The 20,534-nt window shown below is 46.4% G+C and carries 22 protein-coding genes and 1 riboswitch; of the genes, 1 reads left to right on the top strand and 21 read right to left on the bottom strand.

Translation table 11 applies throughout. The annotated features are described in order from the left end of the window. Positions 1-202: 202 nt before the first annotated feature. The 20 genes from H1230_RS11245 to ribD form a co-directional block, all read right to left on the bottom strand. The gene (locus H1230_RS11245) at positions 203-1,639 is read right to left on the bottom strand and encodes a HAMP domain-containing sensor histidine kinase (protein WP_239715551.1); all 1,437 of its coding nucleotides are present in this window, start codon (positions 1,637-1,639) and stop codon (positions 203-205) included. Continuing rightward, the gene (locus tag H1230_RS11240) at positions 1,640-2,356 is read right to left on the bottom strand and encodes a response regulator transcription factor (RefSeq protein ID WP_020427515.1); all 717 of its coding nucleotides are present in this window, start codon (positions 2,354-2,356) and stop codon (positions 1,640-1,642) included. It abuts the gene before it with no gap. Between the two features lie 79 nt (positions 2,357-2,435). Then, the gene (ccsA, locus tag H1230_RS11235) at positions 2,436-3,698 is read right to left on the bottom strand and encodes a cytochrome c biogenesis protein CcsA (RefSeq protein WP_239715550.1); all 1,263 of its coding nucleotides are present in this window, start codon (positions 3,696-3,698) and stop codon (positions 2,436-2,438) included. Next, entirely contained in the window at positions 3,695-5,380 is a 1,686-nt protein-coding gene (resB, locus tag H1230_RS11230; RefSeq protein ID WP_239715549.1) for a cytochrome c biogenesis protein ResB, read from the bottom strand. Before resB ends, ccsA begins: the two co-directional genes overlap by 4 nt. Continuing rightward, positions 5,377-5,901, bottom strand: coding sequence for a thiol-disulfide oxidoreductase ResA (gene resA / locus H1230_RS11225; RefSeq protein WP_239715548.1), 525 nt, complete (start codon positions 5,899-5,901; stop codon positions 5,377-5,379). Before resA ends, resB begins: the two co-directional genes overlap by 4 nt. Positions 5,902-6,011: 110 nt before the next feature. After that, positions 6,012-6,770 (bottom strand): pseudouridine synthase, encoded by a 759-nt coding sequence (locus H1230_RS11220; RefSeq protein ID WP_239715547.1) that lies wholly within the window; start codon positions 6,768-6,770, stop codon positions 6,012-6,014. Between the two features lie 20 nt (positions 6,771-6,790). Beyond that, entirely contained in the window at positions 6,791-7,135 is a 345-nt protein-coding gene (locus tag H1230_RS11215; protein ID WP_239715546.1) for an N-acetylmuramoyl-L-alanine amidase, read from the bottom strand. A gap of 135 nt (positions 7,136-7,270) precedes the next feature. Then, positions 7,271-7,804 (bottom strand): spore maturation protein, encoded by a 534-nt coding sequence (locus H1230_RS11210; RefSeq protein WP_239717257.1) that lies wholly within the window; start codon positions 7,802-7,804, stop codon positions 7,271-7,273. Positions 7,805-7,810: 6 nt separating this feature from the next. Then, complete coding sequence (locus tag H1230_RS11205) at positions 7,811-8,476, bottom strand: nucleoside recognition domain-containing protein (RefSeq protein ID WP_239715545.1); 666 nt, start codon at positions 8,474-8,476, stop codon at positions 7,811-7,813. Positions 8,477-8,494: 18 nt separating this feature from the next. Continuing rightward, positions 8,495-9,688 carry a D-alanyl-D-alanine carboxypeptidase family protein gene (locus tag H1230_RS11200; protein WP_239715544.1) on the bottom strand — a complete coding sequence of 398 codons (1,194 nt, stop codon included), beginning with the start codon at positions 9,686-9,688 and terminating at the stop codon, positions 8,495-8,497. A 259-nt stretch (positions 9,689-9,947) separates the two neighbouring features. Next, on the bottom strand, positions 9,948-10,445 hold the full coding sequence (gene ytfJ, locus H1230_RS11195) for a GerW family sporulation protein (RefSeq protein WP_239715543.1): 498 nt from the start codon (positions 10,443-10,445) through the stop codon (positions 9,948-9,950). A 94-nt stretch (positions 10,446-10,539) separates the two neighbouring features. Next, positions 10,540-11,256 carry a DUF2953 domain-containing protein gene (locus H1230_RS11190; protein WP_239715542.1) on the bottom strand — a complete coding sequence of 239 codons (717 nt, stop codon included), beginning with the start codon at positions 11,254-11,256 and terminating at the stop codon, positions 10,540-10,542. A gap of 286 nt (positions 11,257-11,542) precedes the next feature. Next, the gene (locus tag H1230_RS11185; protein ID WP_239715541.1) at positions 11,543-12,700 is read right to left on the bottom strand and encodes a cystathionine gamma-synthase; all 1,158 of its coding nucleotides are present in this window, start codon (positions 12,698-12,700) and stop codon (positions 11,543-11,545) included. 15 nt (positions 12,701-12,715) lie between these two features. Continuing rightward, on the bottom strand, positions 12,716-14,086 hold the full coding sequence (locus H1230_RS11180; protein ID WP_239715540.1) for a pyridoxal-phosphate dependent enzyme: 1,371 nt from the start codon (positions 14,084-14,086) through the stop codon (positions 12,716-12,718). Positions 14,087-14,296: 210 nt separating this feature from the next. After that, on the bottom strand, positions 14,297-14,899 hold the full coding sequence (scpB, locus tag H1230_RS11175; RefSeq protein ID WP_239715539.1) for an SMC-Scp complex subunit ScpB: 603 nt from the start codon (positions 14,897-14,899) through the stop codon (positions 14,297-14,299). Continuing rightward, positions 14,868-15,659 carry a segregation and condensation protein A gene (locus H1230_RS11170; RefSeq protein WP_239715538.1) on the bottom strand — a complete coding sequence of 264 codons (792 nt, stop codon included), beginning with the start codon at positions 15,657-15,659 and terminating at the stop codon, positions 14,868-14,870. The genes scpB and H1230_RS11170 overlap by 32 nt, the downstream gene beginning before the upstream one ends. A gap of 136 nt (positions 15,660-15,795) precedes the next feature. Further along, complete coding sequence (gene ribH / locus H1230_RS11165) at positions 15,796-16,263, bottom strand: 6,7-dimethyl-8-ribityllumazine synthase (protein WP_154118460.1); 468 nt, start codon at positions 16,261-16,263, stop codon at positions 15,796-15,798. Between the two features lie 60 nt (positions 16,264-16,323). Beyond that, positions 16,324-17,574, bottom strand: a complete 1,251-nt coding sequence (locus H1230_RS11160; RefSeq protein ID WP_239715537.1) for a bifunctional 3,4-dihydroxy-2-butanone-4-phosphate synthase/GTP cyclohydrolase II — start codon at positions 17,572-17,574, stop codon at positions 16,324-16,326. Between the two features lie 63 nt (positions 17,575-17,637). Then, on the bottom strand, positions 17,638-18,306 hold the full coding sequence (locus H1230_RS11155; RefSeq protein ID WP_239715536.1) for a riboflavin synthase: 669 nt from the start codon (positions 18,304-18,306) through the stop codon (positions 17,638-17,640). 160 nt (positions 18,307-18,466) lie between these two features. After that, entirely contained in the window at positions 18,467-19,567 is a 1,101-nt protein-coding gene (gene ribD, locus H1230_RS11150; RefSeq protein WP_239715535.1) for a bifunctional diaminohydroxyphosphoribosylaminopyrimidine deaminase/5-amino-6-(5-phosphoribosylamino)uracil reductase RibD, read from the bottom strand. A gap of 75 nt (positions 19,568-19,642) precedes the next feature. Between ribD and H1230_RS31390 the strand changes: the two genes are divergently transcribed. After that, positions 19,643-19,765, top strand: coding sequence for a hypothetical protein (locus H1230_RS31390; RefSeq protein ID WP_275591194.1), 123 nt, complete (start codon positions 19,643-19,645; stop codon positions 19,763-19,765). A gap of 14 nt (positions 19,766-19,779) precedes the next feature. Beyond that, positions 19,780-19,953, bottom strand: a riboswitch (FMN riboswitch). A 104-nt stretch (positions 19,954-20,057) separates the two neighbouring features. Here the strand turns inward: H1230_RS31390 and mscL are convergent. After that, on the bottom strand, positions 20,058-20,453 hold the full coding sequence (gene mscL / locus H1230_RS11145; RefSeq protein WP_239715534.1) for a large-conductance mechanosensitive channel protein MscL: 396 nt from the start codon (positions 20,451-20,453) through the stop codon (positions 20,058-20,060). Between the last annotated feature and the right edge of the window lie 81 nt (positions 20,454-20,534).

Genomic DNA, 20,534 nt, shown 5'->3' with positions numbered 1-20,534 from the left:
TGATGTTCACTTCGGCAAAACTTGCTTCGTAAGCATGTCCTTAGTTTTGTCAGCATAAGCCTCCTTGATGTTCACTTCGGCAAAACTCGCTTCGTAAGCATTCATTCAGAGATATGTTCCACGATGAACAAGATTAATCGTTTAGTTTCAACAAAAAGCACCTCTGCTGTCAGAGGCGCTGGTCATACATTGTTTGGAATTTCTATTTTTCGACAGGCAGTCGAAGTGTGAAGGTTGTCCCTTCTCCAAGCTTGCTGGAGGCAGAGATATACCCATGATGCGACTCGACAATATTTTTGACAATGGCAAGTCCTAATCCGGTACCTACAGATTCACCCCGTACACGCGCCTTATCGGCTTTATAAAAGCGTTCGAATATATATGGCAAATCTTCCGGAGAAATTCCGACACCCTCATCTCGAATGTTAATTTCAACGTAGCGACGACCTTCCAACACACTGGAACCTGCAAGAATAATAATCTTCTTACCGGCAGGTGTATGGCGGAAGGCATTATCCAGCAAATTGGTTAGAACCTGCTCCAACTTATCTTCATCTGCCGCCTTCAACTGCAGTACGTCACTATGTTTATTAAATTGTAAATCAATCTCTCGTTCCTTAGCACGTACAGAAAACTTGCGGTAGACCCGTTCAAGCAGCTCATTCATATCAAGCTGATTCTTCATTATATCGGTATGACCAGCCTCCATGCGAGCCAGATCAAGTAAATCCTTCACCAGTCGGCCCATCCGCAATGACTCGTCATGGATGACCTGAACCAGCTCGCTGCTCTCCTCTGGCGAAGAAGCCATTCCATCCAGAAGCGCTTCGCTATAGCCCTGCATCATCGAAAGCGGAGTACGGATTTCATGCGAGACGTTGGCGACAAAGTCCGTACGCATCTTCTCCAGTCGTACCTCCTCGGTTACATCGCGAAGAACAGCCACGGCTCCGCGAATGTTATCTTCCGAATACAGTGGAGCCATGTGCACAGACCAAACGCCTTGCCGGACATGCACATTGGAGCGCTGATCGCCCCGCTGGTTCAAGGTACTAAGAAATAAGGGGCGCAGCGGCGGCGGCACATTACTCTGGCCAACTACCTCAGGATAAAGTTCGGTTTCGCTCTCTTGCTCCCAGGAAAGATCACTCCAGGTTTCAAGCAGCGCTTGTCCATGCGGATTAGTCAATATGATCTTGCCTTCGATATCAAATGTAATTACAGCATCACTCATGCTGCGCAGCACACTGGACAGATGGCCTTTCTCATGATTGAGACTGCGTATATTTGCTTCCAGTTCTTGAGCCATATGGTTAAAAGAAGTCGCCAGTTGCCCAATTTCGTCACTGGTGACAAGCGTAAGTCTCGTGCTGTATTCGCCGCGGCGAATATCGTTCGCAGCCTCAATCACACGATGCATGGGCTGTGTAATCTTCGTAAACAGAAACAAGGCGAAGAAAGTCGTCAAGGAGAAACCAATCATACACGTATACAAAAATAAACGTTTAATTGCCCCGGAATTGGCAAAGTTACTGTCGATGTAGGGAAGCAGAAATAACCCTAAAGTAATGAGCACGACAGCAACAAGACAGATGATCGTGACCCACAGCTTGCCGACAAGACTTCTCCAGAAGTTCACCTATTTAGGAACCTCAAGTTTATAGCCTACTCCCCATACCGTTGTGATCATTGCTGCCGATTCCGGTGATACTTTATTCAGTTTTTCGCGAAGCCGTTTCACATGCGTGTCCACTGTGCGCAAATCCCCAAAAAATTCGTAATTCCAGACATCCTTGAGCAGTTCTTCGCGGGAAAATACCTTATCCGGTGAAATCGCTAAATAATGCAGCAACTCGTATTCCTTTGGAGTCAAGCTCACTTCCTGTCCACCTGCCGTCACACGATGCGCATCATGCTCAATAATAAGATGCGGGAATACAATATTGTTGCTTGAATTGCTCTCCTTGGACAAAAAGGCCGTCGCCGATGAACGGCGCATAATGGCCTTAACGCGATAGATCACCTCACGCGGGCTAAAAGGCTTAACCACATAATCGTCAGCGCCCATTTCAAAGCCCTGAACACGGTTAATCTCTTCGCCTTTGGCTGTAAGCATTAATACTGGTGTAGATTTGACCCCTCTAAGTCTTGTCAGAACTTCAATCCCGTCGATACCGGGCAACATGACGTCCAGCAAGATTAGACCGTAGTCATTAGCCGTTGCTTTGCGCAGTGCAATCTCGCCATCCTCGGCTTCATCGATTTCATATCCTTCTTTTTCAAGGTACATCTTAAGTAGGCGGCGAATGCGTTCCTCGTCATCCACCACCAGAATTCTATTCAAATGCTCTGCCATTTCGCTACAACCCCTTCATCAAATACAGTAGAACGTTACCCAAAATCGATGCGCTGCGTTAGCAGATAAAATAGTATGCTCAATCTGTCCCCGCATAAGAATGAAGTCCAGCGATGACCAGATTAACACCAACCAGGGTAAACATTACGACTAGAAAGCCGAGTACTGCGAGCCATGCGGATTTGCGCCCTTGCCATCCGCGTGCCAGCCGCAAGTGAAGATAAGCACTATAAAATAACCAAGTAATGAGTGCCCACACTTCTTTTGGGTCCCATCCCCAGAATCTACCCCAAGCCACTTGAGCCCATATCATTGCAAAAATCAAAGCCCCCAGTGTAAATATAGGGAAACCTATCGCTATCGCCCTGTACGCAATCTCATCGAGGTCTCCCTCATCAATTCCGTCCATAACCGGATGAATCGCCTTGCCCAGCGGTTTGCGAGCAATAAGACGGATAACTCCATAAAGAAGCAGCCCGGAAATCAGTGACCAGATAACAGTATTGAACTTCCGCCCTGCATTTACACCATTCATCCAAGCTGGCGCTTCGAAGAGTGGCGCTTTCATGCCAAGAAACGACTGGAAGCTCTCAATTTCGCTATGGTAAGGTGCCACAATAGGTGGCATTTTATAACTGACTTTCTCTATTGTACTATTTTCCTGCCCAGGGCTGTCAATCGTAACGTTCTCACGAACAAAAATCGTTTCATATCCAGCGCTACGAAAAGCAAATACCGAGCCCAGAAACCCAATTATAACAATGATAGAAAACAGTGTAAATTCGACCAACCGTTGCTGTTTGCGGTCGCCTTTCTCCACACTGTCAAATTTCACAGTCCGTAAAAGATACATTAGTCCAGCGGCAAATCCAACCGCGAAAAAGGATTCCCCAGTTGCCGCCAGCGTAACATGAATGTTTAGATAGATGGATTGCAAAGAAGGTATCAGCGGCTGAATCTCCTGTGGAAATACAGCAGCATAGGCCATAACAATAATGGAAATTGGAACAGCGAAGACACCCAGTATAATTTTGCGATAAATGGCGAATATTACGGTAAAAGCTACCATAACCATCATCGATAAAAAAGTCATGAATTCATACATGTTACTAACGGGAATATGCCCTGAACCCCTCCAGCGGGTTACAAAGTATGCCATATGGCACAGCAAGCCGACAGAGGATACTGTGAACGCAACTTTACCCCAGCGCGCTGTATGAGCCTTTGGATCGCGTCCGGACCATTTGCGGCCCATGATGGCGATAGTGAATAACATGAACGCGCCACTGTATAAGAAAAAAGCGGCAATAAAGATGTTACTGCTGAAATCGAGTAAGCTCATGCTAGACCTCCCCCGTTGTCCAAGGATTTTTCATCGACTGCCATGTCCACTCTTTCCAAAATAGAAACAATCTCGCGGCGGAAGCCGAACCAGTTCTTATTCGTATGTCCTCCGAGCGTTAGTTCTCCATTATTTACAATTAGCCAGATGCGTCGATGTTGCCAATAAAAACCGAGCACAAGACCCAGCATAACGATTCCTGCTCCCAACCATACGAAAGGCATAGCACGGTCCACACGTATATTCAGATAGGCCGTTGATTCTGCAAAGTCGACATCACTCATGTTGCCCACATCAAGTTCCAAAAAGCGGTCTTGGCCACCGAGCTTATCATTAATGGAAGCCTGTTGGAACTGGGCCTTATCCACCTGTTTGGGAAAATAAAAGTATTGCTGGCCAGCCGCCGGAAGATCCGGTCCCTTGATCAGGAATAGAAAGGCTGGTGCATTTGGATACGGTGACTTGGAGACCGGCTGACCATCCTCATTTAGACCAAAGTCCAAGTATTTCTCCTTAAGTGTCAGCGTATAAGGACCCACCTGAAAGCTCCGCTCTGGATTCTTCATCTCCAGCTTAAACTTGCCATAAGACTCTCCGCTTGCAGAATTTATCAGCTCCGGCTGCACTGAGCGCAGCACTGGAGTTAGGTCGTAGTCAAACTGATACGCTTTCAAACCTTTGTACTTCAAAGGTGAATTTACCTGAATATCATGTGCTGCCACTTCGGACAGCTGTGGTTTCTTAGACGGGTCCAGGCAATCCGCAGTACATTGATACAGCACCGCGCTCGTCTGATAAAGCTTCGGAAGAACTTTTTTGCCACGGAACTCTTCGGGCATCTCTTCCTCCGTGTAGAACTCAACCTTAAATTTCTCATTCTTTAAATAATAGGTCGTGTCCGGAATCCGGGTAATTTCCCCTTGCGGAAAAGCTAAATGCTGATCCATGTTAAGTCCAGGCAAGCCTCTCGCAAGTACCGCAAGCAGAAAAATGATAAGACCGATATGTATTACATAGGGTCCCCAGCGGCTGAAGCGGTGCTTCTCAGCCAGCAGAGCACCCCCATCTACCTTGACACGATAGCCTTTTTTCTTCAATGGCTGAATTAAGCGGGTTACCCAGGCTTCCGGCTCTTCCTCTACATTTGCTATCAAGACGACCTTCTGCCGGGTTAAAAACTGCCGATGCTTGCGGATCTTCTGTCTTGTTAATGCCTTATATAGCGGAAGAACCCGATCCAGGCTGCAAATAACCAGCGAAGCACCAATCATCACAAGCAAAGATACAAACCACCAGGACTCATAAGTATGGGAGAAGCCAAGTGTGTAATAAATATTTCCCGCTGTTCCATACTGTTCCTTGTAATAGGTCGAGGCATCAATATTCAAAAAAGTGCTTTCCTGTGGAAAAACCGTACCCAGCATAGAGCCCAGCAAGGTCAGTACAATCAGGTAAATCGCTATTTTGACCGAGGAGAAGAAGTTCCAAATGAGATCAATAACTCCTGGATTGACACGCTGGGAACGGCGGGCAACACCATCATAGCGCATTTCAAGGTTCTCGCTGGAATCAAACTCCTCACCAATCGGCTTGCCGCAGGCTTCGCAAAGAACAGTGCCTACAGGGTTCTGGTGACCGCATTCACATTTGGTGTTGGTAATAAAAGGCGTATGCCCCATCATCGGCTCACCAACTTCCCAATTTGGGCATCCAGTGTACTTAAATCAAGCTGGCCAATGTGAATACTGTCCACTTTTCCCTTTGAATTGATGAAGAAGGTAGTTGGCATTGGTGAAATACCGTAGCTCCGCACCGCATCTCGCCCGGTGTCCATAACCACAGGAAAATTAATGCCAACCATCTTCACAAAATTCTCGACAGTCATCTGATCCTCACCAACATTTACTCCTACAACTACAACTCCTTGGTCGCGCCATTTCTCCCACTGGGCCTGGAGAGCTGGCATTTCTTTGACACAAGGACCACACCAGGAGCCCCAGAAATTCAGTACAACAGCCTTGCCCTTATATTCGTTTAACGTGTGGGTCTGGCCGTCAAGACCGAGAAGCTCGAAGGATGGCGCTCTACTGCCTTCCTTAGGTTTTCCGTCTCCACCAAATACTGAAGAGCCAATTGCATAGCCTCCCAGCAGAACTATTAGAAACAGGATCACGATTTGAATCGGCTTTCTTGCTTTCCCCACACGCGATGCCCCCTTCTGTGACAGAATTCATACTTAAGTTAATAGGTGTGAACATCCTATGAACATTATAACGAATATTGTCACAACTTTAGGGGTTTTAATTGTGAACTTTATGTGTCTTTACGTGGTGTTCTTTCTTTTAGCAATCCCGCTTGGGCAATTTGCTGCAGATGGTTGATTTCATCCTTAGTCAAATGGCGGTACGAACCACGTTTTAAATTTTGCAGCAAAATATCCCCGAATGAAATCCGCTTCAAGCGAATCACGGGGTGAGAGATCGCTTCGAACATCCGTCGCACCTGACGGTTGCGTCCCTCGTGAATGGTAATGCTTATTACAGATTCTTTGTTTCCTTCGCCAACATCCTTGTATTCCACTTCGGCCGGAGCAGTCATACCGTCTTCCAGCTTGATGCCTGTCTTGAGCTTGTCCAGTGCAGAGCCGTGCGGCACCCCTTTGACTGTGGCATGATACGTCTTGGGTACATGATGCTTAGGATGAGTCAGCAGGTTTGCAAACTCACCATCATTTGTCAGCAGCAGCAATCCTTCTGTATCATAATCCAGACGGCCAACGGGATATACCCGCTCGTTAATACCCTTTAGGTAATCCGTTACCACTTTGCGCCCTTTAGGATCGGAAGCGCTCGTAATAACACCCTTAGGCTTGTTGAACATAATATAGATTTTATTCTCGCTCCGGATCAATCTGCCGGAAACTTTAATAATATCTTGTGCGGGGTCAACCTTTGTGCCAAGCGTAGTTACGAGTTCCCCGTTGACTTCCACTTTACCGGCCAAAATCATTTCTTCACACTTGCGTCTGGACGCTACACCTGCTTGCGCCAAAATTTTCTGTAATCTTTCCATATTCGACTAGTCACCTCAGATTAATGATAACCATCAGAGGGATAAATCACAAGTTCATTCCACGGAAAAAATATCCCAGGGCAGGAATTAGTATGGTGTTCAATGATTAATGGTGAGATTTGATAGCGTTCAGCCAGCTCAAAAATAAGTTTTCCTGCTGCAAAAAGCTGTTCCTTCCTTCCCGTAAGTGACGGAGCACTCTCCTGCTTGCTAAAGTCACCCTCTAGACAGAGGTGAATATAGTCAGGATCTGTCAGCAGCGGCGCAGCAAAAATGTTCCCCTCTGACCCTATCCAGAAATCGAAGCCTTTACCGTTGATAGATGGGCAGCGGGAATGATGTAGAATTAGGCCTTTGTATCTCATTAGATATCTGCCTCCCTCCATATTGCTGCAATAGCATATGTTAGGGAGGTGAACAGCGTGACGACTGCCATATTTTTTATTGGTTTTTTTGACCGAGGTAACTGCGAGGAATATTGGGACTTGAAGGGTCGCTGGCTAACCAAATACCATGAGACAGATAGCGATTGCAGCGACAAAGCCGACAATATCAGAGAAGAGGCCGACCTTGAGCGCATAACGGCCGTTACGAACGCCAACAGCTCCGAAATATACGGTCAGCACGTAAAGGGTAGTATCGGTGCTGCCCTGGATGGTTGAGGCAATTAATCCGATAAGTGAGTCTGGGCCATGGACGCGGATGAGGTCAGTGGTATAGGCGAGCGACCCAGTGCCCGTAAGCGGCCTTAGAAGACCGAGTGGCAACACTTCTGGGGGCACTCCTAAACTTTGCAACGCTGGAGCTATGAAGCCCATCAGGAAGTCCAGCGCTCCAGAGGCGCGGAAGACACTGATGGCTACCAACATCCCCACTAAAGGAGGGATTATGGTGATTGCAGTTCCAAAGCCCTCCTTCGCTCCTTCTACAAATGATTCATACACGGGAACCTTTCGAGTAAATGCGTAGAGCGGTATAAACGTGATCATGACCGGTATAGCCCATGATGATAGCAGACTGATCAATTCAAACATGGGCAATCATCCTTTCACAGAAGAATTAGGAAGCTTTGTGCTCCCACGAATAGAGTCTCCATTCCTCACTACAGGAGGCTTCGGCGGCCTGCGCAGCAGAGACATCCGCCGGAACATTCTATCGGCGGCAATGGCCGCTATCGTGGCTACCGCTGTAGCTGCCAGTGTCGTACCCACGATACCAGCCGGGTCAGCCGAGCCATAGTTAAGTCTAATGGCAATCAACGTTGCCGGGATAAGGGTAATGCTCGCCGTATTAAGTGCCAGTAAAGTACACATGGCTGGTGTAGCGGTTTCTTTGTCCGGATTAAGCGTCTGCAGCTCCTGCATCGCCTTGATCCCCATCGGTGTTGCCGCATTGCCCAAACCAAGCAAATTCGCACTCATATTGGATAGAATATAGCCAATAGCCGGATGCCCCTTCGGAACGTCAGGAAATAAAAAAGAAACCACAGGGCCAAGTACCCTGGCGATTTTTTTGAGCAGCCCCGCATCTTCAGCGATCCGCATAATCCCGAGCCAGAACACTAGTACACTGATTAAGCCAAAGCTTACAGTAACGCCATTCTTAGCTCCGTCAAATACAGCGGCTGTAAACTCATCCATGCGGCCGTTAACGGCCGCGAACAGAAAGCCGATGACGATCATTCCGAGCCAGATCCCGTTAATCATGGATATACCCCCTTCTACTCATCTTTCAAAAAGTGCTCGAAAGGCGCTGCCGAGCGCCTGCAGCCAATTCTCCGCTGGATAAACAGGCGCAGTAACTGCACTGAACTTCTTAACATATACCGATTGCTTCGGCGGTAAACGATTAGGTGCATACACTGGGACCCGGCCAATTTCCCGACCGCCCAGCTGGAGCACCAGAAATCCGCCAAGTCCAAAGCTGCTGCTTCTGATCTGTTTGGAGGTCGATGCTTGCTTTTGGTTAAGTACAAGCTTCGTAACAAGTCGTTCCTGTTCTCCCTGACCCAAAGGATAAGCGAAATCTTTGCCTGTCACGAGGGTATAGCCACTTACCGCATCCCCCCGTTCGATTAATCTTTTGAGTGGATAGTGATTGAAGCCGAAATTAAGCAGTGAAGCATGATCATTCCAGTCGTCACCATCGTTCAGGGTAACCACAACCAGTTGTTGACCGTTTCTTGTAGCCGAACTGACCAAGCAGCGTAGCGCTTTTTTCGTATACCCGGTCTTCACTCCGTCTGCACCTTCATACAAGCGCAGCATTTTATTTTTATTACTCCATTTATAATCCCATTTCTCTTCGGGGTTATCTGCTGTTTTTTCCGGAGTCTTCACAATCTCCTTAAATACAGGATTATGAAGAGCATAAGCCGTCAGCACCGCCAAATCATTAGCAGTGGAATAATGCCCTTCAGCATCGAGACCATGGGGGTTGGCAAAATGGGTATGAGTTAGCCCTAGTTCCTCTGCCTTCGCATTCATCATATAGACAAATCCCTCTTCCGATCCGCCAACATGCTCGGCAATAGCCGTAGCCGCATCATTCCCCGAGCGCAGCATCAGACCGTAAAGCATATTTTCCAAAGTCATCTCTTCACCCATCTTTAAGAAAAGCGAAGATCCTTCCTTAGCGAAGGCGTTCTTTCCGACTTTGACCTTGGACGTTAAATCACCGTTCTCAATAGCGACCAAGGCGGTCATAATTTTGGTTAGGCTGGCTATCAGCATGGGCTCATCCCCTCGACTGCTATAAAGAATCCGCCCGGATTCGACATCGATAAGCGCCGCCGCCCGTGCATGCGTGGAAATGGAGCTGTTCTCTGCTTGGAGTGAAGTCAGCGGCGTCAGAAAGAGCAATAAAGTACACAATATTAAGGTAAATGGCCATTTACGGGTTGTTATCTTCATGTTCATCCTCCGGCTTCTTATCAGTTCTTGAGCTACGCGCTCTAGATTTACCTTGTGTTGTACAAGTGTATGCGCTCAGGCGGAATGGTATGTCCTTCTATACTCCCGCTCTACGCAAAAAGGGACACTCCCCTTAAAGAGGCCATGTCCCAGGTCCAGAATATAGTTATGCAAACTTGAAAGTTACACCCATTGTGATATTCAACTAGCTAGCTATTATCGCACCAATCACTGTCAAAATAGCATCATCTGCTGCAATAAGTCTCTAGTGGGTAGACGAGTGAGTCGATACGTTTGACGGTACAGCTTCACCTTTAACGGCAGTATGAGTTACAGTCTCAGATTCAACGTTTGGGGATTGGAACATATTTTGTATTTTATCGAGCAAGGCTGGTGTGGAATCGATAATTTTCTCGAACAAATGGGTTTGGTTATCGAGCGGTACGATATGTACGCCCTCTTTGCCCACGACAAGAAAAGCAATTGGACGAATGGATACACCGCCCCCGCTACCGCCTCCGAATGGGAGCATCTTGACTCCACCTTGGCCTCCTGCCCCTGCTCCGTTCACACTTGATGTTTCATCATCAATCCGGAAGTCACTACCGCCGGCTGCAAATCCAAACGCAACTTTACTGATAGGTAGAATGACACTGCCGTCCGGTGTCTCCACTGGATCACCAACAATCGTATTCACATCCACCATACCTTTAATATTCTCCATCGCAGTCTGCATCAGACCTTGAATAGGATGGTCACTCATATTATTCTCCTCCTTTGGTTTCTTTATATAGCAAATATCATCTACAGCGTATATCATCTCCACCTCCACACTTTTGTATGTATTGGCTTTAGTTTCAGCCTTCTGTTTCTGCAAAGGACTTATGGTGTTTGCTGCCTAGCAGCTGTTTCCATTGCTTCAGTCCACCTTCCGCTTTTAAAGCACGGATCAGGAGCAATATTCCGGCATAGAGTCCATAAGCTGCGGATATACTTCCGGTACATACTAGCTCAGTGGAGAAGCTAAGATCATCCTGGAATACAGGCTTAACAAACAAGCGCGGACTGCTTTCCAGCTTAACCCACTGTGAGATCCAACCGATGATACACCACTTCATTCCCCACAAAGCTCCAGCCGCAGTGGCTGTTCCCGCAGCATCACCAAGCGAGAAATCTGTTGACCAATCGAGCTTTGTTATTTTGACATGAGCAATCGTATTCTGGAACCATTTCTTAAATCCATAGGTCGCCTTCAGTAACTTCTTAATATCATCCAGCCAGTTGCTCAATTTTTCCTTATCGATATTTTCTTCATCATCCTCTTTATCGCTCCTAATTGGCGCCACTCCACTTTCCTCCAGCTTCACCTTGACTCCCCGCTCTATTCCTTCATACACCAGCTTTGGAAGTTCATAATGAAATCTGATCCATCCAAAAAGAGTCCTAACATCTAGCTCCACCCGATCGTCCTTTCCAAGTCTGCATAACCGGAAATGAAAATCGATAGAAGAAGACAAGATCAGCACAAAACCTAGGAGCAACAAGGCGAGGGGTATTGCGAGCCATAACGTCACGTGTTAACCTCCAAGCACCCTTATTAATATAGAAACCTTTAGTTTAGTATGGCAATTAATGACGGGGAAAATTCGGAATAGATGTAAAAATGCTTATAAACACCCAAATAAAAATATCAAGAAGAAACGACTTTCCATTCTTTTACATGGACGACCCGTTTCTTCGAGAAATATAGGGATAATTTATCGTGCAAAGCTATAAATTCTAAAATTTAAAAAACACTGCTCTCAGACCTATGCTGTCTGTGAAGCAGTGCTTTCTCATTCTCTATTCATCCAGAAAGGATTAAACGTGCTGCAAAGCTGTGTCCAAATCCGCAATCAGATCTACAGTATCCTCAATCCCCACGGAGAGACGGATTAGATTATCAAAAATTCCGATCTGCTCACGAATGGCTTGGGGAATAGAAGCATGAGTCATAACTGCTGGCACTTCTATCAGGCTTTCCACACCACCAAGACTCTCAGCAAGTGTAAAGAGCTTCGTTTGTTCAACCAACCTTGCTGTTTCCAGCGCTCCGCCTTTTACAAAAAACGTCACCATGCCGCCAAAATCGCTCATTTGTGCTTTGGCAATTTCATGATAGGGGTTGGATTGTAGTCCTGGATAAATCACTCTCTCCACCTTGGGGTGCTCCTCCAAAAAAAGAGCGATTGCCAGTGCATTCCGGCAATGAGCCTGCATGCGTACGGATAATGTCTTGATTCCTCTTAAGAGTAAAAATGAATCAAAAGGAGATAACGTCGCTCCGATTGCATTTTGCAGAAAGGCTATTCTCTGGGCCACTTCATCATTATTCTTCGCAACAACGACTCCAGCGATCACGTCCGAATGTCCGTTTAAATATTTTGTTGCAGAATGAACAACCAGATCAAATCCCAGCGTCAACGGCTGCTGTAAATAAGGAGAAGCAAACGTATTGTCACATACACTAATCAGATTGTGCTTTGCTGCAACAGCAGCAATTCTGCGTAAATCCACTATCTTGAGCAACGGATTGGTTGGAGTCTCCACCCAAATCAATTTAGTATTGTTCTGAATATGGCTCTCAATGGAGTCTGGATCTGTTAAATCAACATAGGAGACCTCCAGATCAAGCGCCTCTTTCTTTACCTTGTCCAACAACCGGAAGGTTCCACCATACAAATCATCCGTTGCAATGATATGGGAGCCCCGCGGTAGCGTATCTATAATGGCAGCCTCTGCCGCCAGTCCAGAAGCAAAAACAAAACCCACAGCTCCTTCCTCCAAAGCAGCAACACAGGTCTCCAGAGCCGTTCTCGTCGGATTGCCGCTTCTGGAGTAATCATACCCTTTATGTTTCCCAGGTGATTCCTGGGCAAAGGTAGAGGTAGCATAAATTGGAGTAATAACTGCCCCGGTTGTAGGATCAGGCTCCTGTCCAGCATGAATGGATCTTGTGCTAAACCCGTATTTGCTCATTGTTCTTCACTCTCCTTAAGATAATTTGCGGCGCAGATAATGAATATAATCCGTCTTGGTAATGACTCCGAAGAATTGCTCTTCCTTGGTAACAATAACAAGCAGGCCCTCTTTCAATATTCTAATCACGTTGGACAGGTCGTCTTCTATGGATACTGAGGCGATATTAGTAGACATATATCGACTCACCTCATCTTTAAGAACCTGTTCATTCCGACCATCCGTTGCCGTTAAAATATCCCACTCGTCAATAATGCCCACAACCTGTCCGGTCACCACCACGGGAATTTGAGATATTTCATATAGGCTCATCTTCGCATGGGCATTCAACAGACTGTCCTCAGGCTTAACTGTAATAACTCCCCGTTCCGAGTGCTTGCGAGTGACCAAGTCCTCAATTCCACCTTTGTGCTCCTTGCGAATCAGGCCCCGGTCAATCATCCAGTAATCATTGAACATCTTGGTTAAATATTTATTTCCGCTATCGCATACGAAGGTAACGATATTCTTCGGCTCTGTCTGTTCCTGTGCATATTTGACTGCCGCACTGATTAGTGTGCCACTGGAAGAACCTGCTAGAATACCTTCATTTCGCAATAAGGAACGAGCAGCCTCGAAGCTCTCTTCATCGCTTACTGAATAAGCTTGGCTTATGAGTGTCCTATCGAATTGAGGAGGCACAAAATCTTCGCCAATACCTTCTACTAACCAGCTTCCAGGTTGAGATAACGGCTTCCCCTGGATGTAATCTACCAGAATGGAGCCTTGTGGATCAGCCAGCACGATTTCAAGCTCAGGCTTCACTCTGCGGAAGAAATTAGTCAGCCCTTTTAGCGTCCCGGCGGAACCCACACCCACTACAATCACATCTACATCATGCTCCATCTGCTCCCAAATTTCGGGTCCTGTCGTTAATTCATGGGCAAGTGGGTTGGCGATATTATTGAATTGATTTACAAAATAAGAATTTGGCGTTTCCTGTGAGAAACGTTCAGCCAAATCTTGATAATACTCCGGATGGCCCTTCTCTACATCAGAGCGAGTGAGAATAATTTCCACACCCAGTGCCCTTAAATGGTTAACCTTCTCTGTGCTCATCTTGTCAGGAATAACCAGGATGAGCTTATACCCTTTAGTAATCGCAGCAAGCGCAAGGCCTAATCCGGTATTCCCTGCGGTAGCTTCTACCAGAGTATCTCCAGGCTTAATCAGTCCTTGCTGCTCCGCATGCTCAATCATTGATAACCCGATTCGGTCTTTGATGGAACCTCCGGGATTCTGATTCTCCAGCTTGAGAAACAGCCGAGAGCTTCCTACATCAAAGCTTTTGACTTCTATTAAGGGAGTGTTGCCGATCAAATCAATGGATGTAGGTATCTTTCTCATGTGAATCTCCTTTGAATAAAGCATTAATAAATAATGTTTGCTCACATAATATATTAATCACATTGAAATAGTGTGCTATTAAATTATAGTTCAGCAACTTATCACTGTCAATTTATTGAACTAAAGGGTGTAACCAACAATAACAAAAAGAACCAGTGCTCCGTAAGGAAACACTGGTTCTTTGAATGCAGTAAATCTTAATAGTTTATATTATACCTGGTCAGCTTCCTCGAACGTCATCTGGCTATCAAGCTTACTGAATAGCAGCTGGGTTTCTTCTTCCAGATTATCAGTGCTTTCGAAGCTTGATGGTTCAGGTAGCTCTTTAAGATTGGCGAGGCCAAAGCTCTCCAGAAAAGATTTCGTAGTCCCGTACAGAATCGGACGCCCCACGGCCTCCGCTCGTCCAACCTCATAGATCAGATCCTTGTTGTTCAGCGTATGAATGGCACGTTCCGACTTCACACCACGAATCTCTTCTATCTCTACCCGCGTAATCGGCTGACGGTAGGCAACGATTGCCAGCGTCTCTAGAGCCGCTTGTGACAATGAAGATCTGGACGGTGAATAGGCCAGCCGCTCAAAATAAGGTGCATGTTCAGGCAATGTAGCCAGTCGGAAATTCCCGGCTATTTGCACCACCTGCAGACCGCGCTCTTGAGTGACGTAATCCTCTTTCAGCTCTTCCAATGCGCCAGCCGCAAGGTCCGGGCGCTGCTCGGTAATTTCGGCAATTTGCCGAATGGAAATCCCTTCATCCCCAGACAGAAATAACAGGCCCTCAATAATTGATTTCAGATCCTTGTAGTCCATCGAAGTGTTCTCCTCCTCTCCACTCCATGACGATATCGTCAAACAATTTCTCTTGATAGCAATAAATCGCCTTCATTTTCATCAGCTCAAGAATAGCAAGAAAGGTCACTACAATCTCGTGCCTGGCCATTTCATCATGCAGCAATGCCGAGAAGCTCAATCTACCGCCCTTGCCTCTACGCTGCAACGCATCCGACACATCGCGTATCCGGTCCTTAACTGAGATTTCATCCCGGGTGATCCGCTGATAGGAGGTCCGTCTGGCTGCCTTGCTGAGCGCTTTGCGAAAAGCGGCAATGAGGTCAGCAGTATGTAATCCTGTAAGGATATTATCAATCTGCGTAGGCACAAACGGACCTAAATCCTCCGGCTCCTTCGTAAAGATCAGGCTGCGTTCACTCTCCATATCGAATAAATGAACAGCAATGCTCTTGAATTTGCGGTATTCAATCAACCGCTCAATCAGCTCAGCCCGTGGATCGTAACCGTCCTCTTCGTAATACTCGAAATCTTCGATTTCGATAACTGGCGGCTTGGGCAGCAGCATCTTGCTCTTAATAGACAATAGCGTTGCAGCCATCACGAGAAACTCGCTGGTAATATCCAGTTCCAGCTCCTTCATGCTCCGCAGATATTCCATATACTGTTCGGTGATCTCGGCGACCGGAATGTCCTGGATGTCGATTTCCGCCTTATCAATTAAATGCAAGAGCAGATCCAGCGGACCTTCAAACGTCTCCAGCTTGTACAATACAGTCACGAGGCAACCTCCCGCCAAAAAAAGTAAAGTGCAGCGCCGCTAAAGGACGCTACACAAGTAGAAAGATTCTTATAATCATGCTTTCTTCTTATATCTATAAATAAGCACGTTTGTTATGGATTCGTCAATAGCAGAATTATTTAAACATTTTATTCAGGTTTGCCATTTCGATGGCTGCATTAGCAGCATCCCAGCCTTTGTTGCCCGCTTTGGTACCGGAGCGCTCAATTGCCTGTTCAATATTTTCGGTGGTTACTACGCCAAAAATAGTCGGAATGCCTGTCTTGAGATTAATTGCTGCTACACCTTTAGCGACTTCATTGCACACATAATCATAATGCGTGGTTGAACCACGAATAACGGTTCCCAAGGTAACTACGGCATCGTACTTGCCGCTTTCAGCCATTTTTTGAGCGATCAATGGAATTTCAAAAACTCCTGGCACCCAAGCTACATCAATCTCATCATCAGCTACGCCATGGCGTTTGAAGGCATCGAGTGCACCATTCAGCAGCTTGCTTGTAATAAATTCATTGAAACGGCCAACCACAATCCCATATTTCAAACCCTCGGAAACTAAATGTCCTTCGAAATAATTCGGCATATTATTCATCAACCCTTCGTTAGTAAAATTATATGGTTATACATTATTCAAACGGTTTGGTTATACTTTTGAATCCTCATTTTGTTCAATGTTGTCAAAAGACAGCAGATGTCCAAGCTTAGCCTGTTTTGTATGGAGATATCTAGTATTATCTTTAGTCTCTGGCATTTCGATTGGCATGCGTTCTACAACTTCGAGTCCGTAGCCTTCGAGCCCTTTGATCTTGCGTGGGTTATTAGTCAGCAGCTTGATCTTGCTTATACCCAGATCCTTTAGAATCTGTGCTCCAATGCCATAATCGCGCAGATCTGCCTCAAAACCCAACTTAAGATTGGCATCAACCGTATCCAATCCTTCCTCTTGCAGCTTGTAAGCCCGCAGCTTGTTGATCAGGCCAATACCTCTGCCTTCCTGGCGCATATAGAGCAGCACGCCTCTACCGGCAACTTCAATCTGACGCAGTGCCGCTTCGAATTGCGGGCCACAGTCGCAGCGATGTGAATGGAATACATCACCGGTCAGACATTCGGAATGCACCCGAACAAGCACAGGCTCATCGCCGGAGATATCCCCTTTGACCAAGGCTACATGTTCTTTGTCATCTACTTCATTCGTGTATGCAATTGTCTGGAAATCCCCAAAATCGGTAGGAAGGGTCACCGATACTTCACGAGTAACCAACTGTTCCTTCTCATTCCGGTAATGAATCAGATCCTTGATGCTGATCAATTTCAAGTCATGCTTCTTAGCAAGTTCTACCAGATCAGGTAGACGGGCCATCGTACCGTCCTCTTTAATAATCTCGCAGATCACACTGGCTGGATATGATCCGCATAAGCGGGCCAGATCGACCGCAGCTTCCGTATGTCCTGAACGGCGCAGAACGCCACCTTTCTTGGCAATCAACGGGAACATATGTCCCGGTCTGTTGAAATCGGAAGGTTTGGCCTTAGGGTCCATAATGGCTTTGACGGTCAAGGATCTTTCGACTGCGGAAATACCTGTTGTTGTATCCTTATGGTCAATTGAGACGGTGAAATTCGTCCCGTGGAAATCCGTATTCCGGCTGATCATCGGCTTAAGATCAAGCTCTTCAGCCCGTTCTGCGGTGATCGGCAGGCAGACCAGACCACGTCCTTGAGAGATCATAAAGTTAATCACTTCAGGAGTTGCACGTTCTGCGAGAGCAATGAAGTCCCCTTCATTCTCACGGTCCTCATCATCCACGACAATGACCACTTTACCGCGCATCAAATCATAAATAGCATCTTCAATGGGGTCCAAAACAGAATCCTTCTTTTTCTGGTTCATCTTACTTTCCTCCTGAAAGCTTTACGGAATCATCAGATGTCTCCGTAAGCAAAATCTTATACTTTATACAAATCCGTTCGCCGCCAGAAAATCACGGCTGATACCGGAGCTGCTCTCGTCTTTATCATTGTGTGCTGCCGAGCCGTAATGCAAAAGATGATCCACATATTTGCCGAGCACATCACACTCGATATTAATACTGTCTCCCGCTCGCTTATGCGCCAACACGGTTTCTCCAAGCGTATGTGGAATGATCGACACACTGAAGAAGGAGTTACCAACATTCACTACGGTTAAGCTAATGCCATCAATCGTGATTGAACCTTTAGGAATAATAAATTTGAACAATGAATTGTGATCAGGTGTAATTTCAAATACAACTGCATTCTGATCTCGCTTCACGCTCTTTATTGTGCCCGTTCCATCCACATGCCCCTGCACAATATGTCCGCCAAAACGGCCGCCGGCCGCCATCGCTCGTTCCAGATTCATTTTGCTGCCAATCCGCAGCTCTTTCAGGTTGCTGTTACGATAGGTCTGTGGCATTACATCCACGTTAAAATAGCGTTCACCCAGCGAAGTCGCAGTCAAACATACACCATTGACTGATACACTGTCGCCGATTTTGAGATCGCTCATAATGACCGAAGCCGTTATACTCAGCACCATCATTTCTCCACCAGTAGAGACACTGCGCAGAACGCCAACTTCCTCAATTAAACCAGTAAACATATCATCCCTCCTGAAAGTTTTGTAAGCATAGCTCACTGATATACTTCGTTCAAAACTTGCATCGGAAGCATACGCTTAGTTTTGTGAGCTTAGCTCCTGTGAAATCGCTTCGTACAAAACTTGCATCGGAAGCATACGCTAAAGTTTTGTGAGCCTAAGCTTAGCGAACTGGCGTACCGCTGATACACACATTATCCCCGAGCACTTCTACTTCCAATCCCTCAAGCGAGATGGCATCCCGTATCCATGCAACGCCTGGGAATGTAAATGTCCCAGCTGCCTCTGCCCCTCCACCCACAATTTTGGGAGCGAAAAAGAGAATTATTCTGTCGATCAGGCCGCCCTCCAGCATTGCACCGTTCAGCGTGCCTCCACCTTCCAGCAGAATGGAGCCAATCTCCATTTCTCCAAGTGCCAGCATGGCTGCATGCAGATCCACTCGGGGCCCCGCGCCGCTAACAACGACTTGAACTCCTGCTGCTATAAGTGCAGCCTTCTTAACTGAGTCAGCCGCTTCTGTCGTCACGACAATCGTACTGGCTAAGCCATCACAAACAACAGAAGAGTTCAGGGGAATTCTCAAAGCGGAATCAATAACGATACGTATTGGACTCAAGCCAGGTACTTCCATCCTCGTCGTCAGAGAAGGATTATCCGCGATAACCGTGTTGACTCCCACCATAATCCCCTGGTGACGGTGCCGCAGTGTATGTACAATCTTCCGCGCTTCCCCATTTGAGATCCATTTGCTGTCTCCGGTTTTGGTAGCTATTTTGCCATCAAGTGTACTAGCGCTCTTCAGGGTAACAAAGGGTTGCTTCGTCAGAATATACTTAATGAATTTCTCGTTAAGCCGCAGCGCACGGTTGCGCAGCAAGCCCACTTCGACTTCGATACCCTGTTCACGCAGCATCTCAATTCCCCGTCCCGCTACCTGTGGATTAGGATCTTCACAAGCAACCACAACTCTGGCTACGCCTTCGTCAATCAGCCTTTGGCTGCACGGGGGTGTCTTGCCGTAATGGCTGCATGGCTCAAGCGTCACATAAGCAGTACTTCCTTGTGCCTTGCCAGCTGCCATATTCAGCGCGTGTACCTCGGCATGGCCCGTCCCACGCTGTAAATGTGTTCCCAGTCCAATCATTGCCCCGTCCTTCACAACAACGCAGCCAACAACCGGATTAATGCCCGTCTGCCCTTGCGCACGTTCTGCCATATCCAGCGCCAGTGACATATAGAACTCGTCATTTATGGTATCCATACTTGCCTCCCGTCCCATCGCTATCTATCTGATATATACAGAAAAACCCATCTTAATCTCCAGGAGGAGTTCAAGATGGGTTATAAAGAGAGTTTACTGGCAATTTTAAAAAATTGTGCGCAAAAAACCGCCAAAAAACGGTATTGTGAAATATCGCACATAATATTCGAAAATACTCCAGCACGTCTAGCTCAATGAGCACAGAACGTTAATCTCCCCTTCTTCCATCCAGACTATACTGTCGGTCCCGGAATTGCACCAGGTCCACCGTCCACGTAAACAAACGTGAAACGGGTAGCGGACTTAAGCAATGTAGATTAACGTTTCCGCCAACATACAGTTGCATCACCGCCGGTAGGGAATCACACCCTGCCCTGAAGGTTTGATACATTATTCAGTTGAAACAACAATTTTGCTTACATCAAAATTAGCACTTTAACAGCAAAAATGCAAGTGTATTTATTATATTTACTTATTTTATGTAACTAATTTATGATTCACTTCTTTTACTCGCGTTCAGCAGATCTCGAATTTCTGTAAGCAAGACAATCTCCGGTGCTGGTGCAGGAGGCTCAACTACCTCAACTTTAACAACTTCCTTACGTTTGAATCTGCTTGCCAGCTTTATGACCACAAAGATAGTAACAGCAATAATAAAGAAATCAACTACCGACTGCAAGAACATTCCATAATTCACAACCGATTTCTTGTAGGTGAGGGTGAGATCCTTCAGATCTATTCCACCGCTGATTAAACCTACGATCGGCATAATAATATCATTGACTAGCGAGGAAACAATCTTCCCAAAAGCAGCTCCAATGATAACAGCAACCGCAAGATCCAGTACATTTCCTTTCAAGGCGAAACTTTTAAATTCTTTCCACATTCTCTAATCCCCTCCAAAATCTTTAATTTTAAATATATTATATCACCATTGAATAACAACTATCTGCATAAATGCCAAGAG

Source organism: Paenibacillus sp. 19GGS1-52, assembly GCF_022369515.1.
In the GTDB taxonomy this organism is placed as follows: domain Bacteria; phylum Bacillota; class Bacilli; order Paenibacillales; family Paenibacillaceae; genus Paenibacillus_AQ.
This window is presented reverse-complemented; position numbering and strand designations above follow the sequence as displayed.